The following is a 4,304-nucleotide window of genomic DNA, read 5'->3' on the forward strand; positions in this document are numbered from 1 at the left end:
TGCGCCAACCGATTGGCCTGAGCATTGAGCTCCCGGTAGGTGAGCCTGCGATCCTCGCAGATGACTGCCGTCTGTTCCGGTGTACGCCCCACCTGGTGTTCAAACAGTTGCTCCACCGTCTGCTCCCGCGGATAATCTGCCTCAGTATCGTTGAAAACTTCTAAAATATCTCGTTTTTCTTCTTTTGTCAGCCAATCCAGTTCATGGACTCCCATGTCTGGTTTAGCGGCAGCCTGCTCCAACATTTGGAGGAATCGGCCTGCTACTTGTTCTATTATTAAGGTGTCATAGGCATTGGTATTAAATTCAAAATGCACTGTTATGTCTTCGCCAGGCAACACAATGACATTAAAGTCGTAATGCGTCTGCTCCGTGACGTGTGCATTGGAAATCAGCAAACTTTGACCATCGTCTTCATCCATACTTGTCAACTGCTGCTCCAACGGATAATTTTCAAACACCATAATATGCGATAGGAGCTGGTGCTTCTGTGGTGTTCGCGCTTGTATTTCCATTAAGGAATACGTGTCAAACTCATGAGCAGCGAGTGCTTGCTGCTGCATCCTTAAAGCCAAATCAGCAAACGAATCATCCGCATCACAATGAACACGTACCGGAATCGTATTAATGAACAAGCCTACCATGCTTTCAATACCTGTAATAACAGGCGGTCTGCCTGACACCACCGTACCAAATACAACATCCCTATGGTTATTGTATTTTTGCAGTAGAATCCCCCATACAGCTTGCATAAAAGTATGAACCGTTACACGATTGCTATTCGCTGCCTGCTTGAGCGAATAGGTCAGCGAATGTCCAAACCGGCGGATTACTCTGCCCGATTCGTAGCCTTCAAATTCCGCAGCTTGGACCAGCTTCCCTGGTAGTATCGTTTGTTCTTCATAGCCTGCAAGATAATTACTCCAGTAAGAAGCGGCTTCCTCGACAGGACGGGATTCAAGCCATTCGATATAGTCGCTGTACAGAGGAGCGTCTTGTAATCGAGGCTGTCTCTCATTTCGAATTGCTTCATACAATTCAAACAATTCTTGGGCGACAAGCGGTACGCACCAGCCGTCCATAAGGATATGATGAAAGCTCCAAACCAGACGGTATGAGCGTTGCCCTGTACGTAAAACAGATAACCTCATTAACACATCCTGTTGGAGATTAAATCCTTTGGCCTTGTCTTGATCGGCATAGGCTGTCAGCCACTGTTCCCGCTCTGATTCTCGGATACCCCTAACATCTTCTGTGCGAAAATCAATGCGTGAATCCTGGTATACCACTTGAAGTGGGGTATCTTTCCAGCCAGTATAAAATCCAGTTCGCAATATAGCGTGTCTGTGTGTTAATTGATCCAAGGCTTGGGCAAAAGCCGCTTCATTCAAGACACCTTCCATATCAAATGTAGTCTGTTCAAAATAGGCGGCAGACTGAGGATCCAGCAGACTGTGGAACAGCATTCCTTTTTGTACAGGCGTTAATGGGTAAATATTCTCTATTGCTCTGTCCTGTCCCATATGCAATATGATCTGTTCCATTTCTGGAATGCTTATCCCTTTGCATAAAATATCGCTTGGGGTCAGCTCCATCTGTTTTTTCGACATACAGTGGTTAATGATTTCGCGCAAGGAGCATTGGAGTTTCTCAGCCAGGTGTTCCACCGTTTTTTGACGGTACTGCTTTCGATTGTAGCTGATAGCGAGATTCAGACATCCGTCTGTAATCATACCGTGGAACTCCAGCACATATGGTCTCCGCCCTCCCTGGCTGACATCCGAGCCACCAGAATAGTGTGAAATAGACATTCCACTGTTGCTTAAATCCTGATCAAACTGGCCTAGATAATTGAAACAGATTTCAGGTTCAACCAGCTTACCCATTTCTTCACCATGATGGGAGAGATGACGCAACAAGCTGAATCCGACTCCCTTTTGCGGTATTTCACGCAATGCTTCTTTGACCGTTTTAATGCGAAGTCCCGTGTCTGCGTCCGTTGGAATGTGTAGAAGAACAGGATATTGACTCGTGAACCATCCTACCGTCCGGCTGATATCACAATCCGGCAACATATGCTCTCTACCGTGGCCTTCCAAATTTACAAATATATTTTCACTGCCTGTCCACCCATGGATTGCAGTTCCCAGCGCAGTAAGCAACAGATCATTAATTTCAGTACGATAGGCACGGTTCGTCTGTTTCAGCAGTTGCTCCGTCTCCATCTTTGTAAACCGCAGTGTCAGTAATTCGCTGTCTCCAATCGTGCCTTGACCCGTCTCGTCATAATCTCTAGGTAAAGGAGCTGTCTCAAAGTCTTTTACGCGTCTCCAATATTGAAGCTCCTGCTCGATGGACGTACTATTTGCATACTGCACCAGTTGATTGGCCCATACCTGATAGGCATCCGTTTTTGACGGCAGCTTGATATCCTTGCCCGACTCTGCTTGCCCGAAGGCATTCGCCAAGTCCTCCAGTAAAATTCGCCAGGATACGCCGTCTACCACCAAATGATGAATGACAATCAGCAGATGATCACCGTCGGGACAACGGAACAGTCCCAGTTTTACCAACGGACCTTTTTCCAGATCAATGCTGCGCTGAATTCGATTCGCGGCTTCCTCAATTTCTGCCATAACCTCAGTTGGATTGGAGGCTGCGAAGTCCATGACTTCCAGATCGTACAATTCCCCTTCACTGATTCCACGATTCCATGCTTCATAGCCGCTGTCCGTCCGTCGATATACGGTACGTAAAGCATCGTGGTGCGTAATTATGCTGTCCATTACCTGCCGCAATGCCTCTTCTTTAAAGCCCGAAGGTCTGTGCAAGAAAAACGACTGGTTAAAATGTGCTTCATTTCCCGTTTCTTGCGTGAATAACCATCGCTGTATCGGTGTCAACTCCACTTTTCCACTAATTTCACCTTGCTCGGGTATTCTGGTCACCCGCTCTGTATAAGGACTGAGCGCAGCAATGCTCGGATATTTAAACAGGTCTTTCATTCCAATTTTGTAGCCGGCCTGAATCAATCGGGACGATACCTGAATGGCCTTAATGGAATCGCCACCCAAATCAAAAAAGTTATCCCCTGTTCCTATCTGCGGCACACCGAGCACCTTTTGCCAGACAGTGACCAGCACCTGCTCCACTTCGTTTCCAGGCGCGGTATACTCCACTCCGGTTTGAATACTCGCCGTTGGCACAGGCAGCTCTTTACGGTCCACTTTCCCATTAGGCGTTAGCGGTAGCCGTTCCAGCGGAATCATATAGGCTGGTATCATATACGCTGGCAGCTCTTCCAGCAGAGCTTCCCGTATCCGCGTCCCCGTCATCTCGCGCTCAGCTACATAGTACGCCGCCAATTGCTTCGCGCCATCCTCCGCTTCATGGACAACCACAGCCGCTTGCTGGACGAAGGGCAGGCTCTGCAGCTTCGCTTCAATCTCTCCCGGCTCAATCCGGTATCCACGGATCTTCACCTGCTGGTCCATCCGTCCCAGATAGCTGATCGTTCCGTCTGGACGCCAGCGTCCCCGGTCCCCCGTCCGGTATAACCGTTCACCCGCTGCCCATGGATGCGCTACAAACCGCTCACGGGTTAATTCCTCCTGATTCAAATAACCACGGGCCAGACCGGCTCCCCCGACCCAGATTTCTCCCGCCATCCCTATCGGCAGGAGCCGCCCCTCTTGATCCATGATGTAGGCGGTCGAGTTGGCTATCGGTCGCCCAATCGGAATATTGTTGGTATAGTCCTGGTCAATCTCAAAGCTGCAGGAAAAGGTCGTGTTTTCCGTCGGACCATAGCCATTCACCAGCGTGACATTCGGGCATGCGCGGCGTACCGCCGATACGACCGATGGCACGAGCGCATCCCCTCCCACAATGAGATAACGCAGCGGCTCAAACTGTGCTGGCTCTTGCTGCACCAACTGATGGAACAGTGGCGCGGTCAGCCACATGACCGTAATTTGGTGCTCCCGGATAGCTTCCCCCAGCAGCTCTGCACTCAGCAGAACCATCTCGGGTACAATGACCAGCCGCAGCCCGTTCAGCAAGGCCCCCCAAATTTCAAACGTACAGGCGTCAAAAACCAGCGCCCCTGTTAGCAAAATACGGTCAGCAGGTGTCCATGCTACAACATTTGTTCCTTTGACCAAACGTACGACACTTCGCTGCTCCACCATGACCCCTTTGGGTTGTCCGGTCGAACCGGAGGTATACATCACATAAGCCAGATGATGGGCTCCTGATACGCTTGGCAAGTCAGAGTCATCCGCAGCATATGCATTTTCGTCCCC

1 protein-coding gene is annotated in these 4,304 nt (G+C 49.5%); it reads right to left on the bottom strand.

Annotated elements, in window-relative coordinates:
* Nucleotides 1-4,268 (bottom strand): amino acid adenylation domain-containing protein (locus tag ABH897_RS27490; protein WP_404593010.1); only part of this gene is annotated, 4,268 nt, incomplete at its 3' end.
* Between the last annotated feature and the right edge of the window lie 36 nt (nucleotides 4,269-4,304).

Source organism: Paenibacillus sp. RC73, assembly GCF_044908085.1.
Taxonomy (GTDB): domain Bacteria; phylum Bacillota; class Bacilli; order Paenibacillales; family Paenibacillaceae; genus Paenibacillus; species Paenibacillus terrae_A.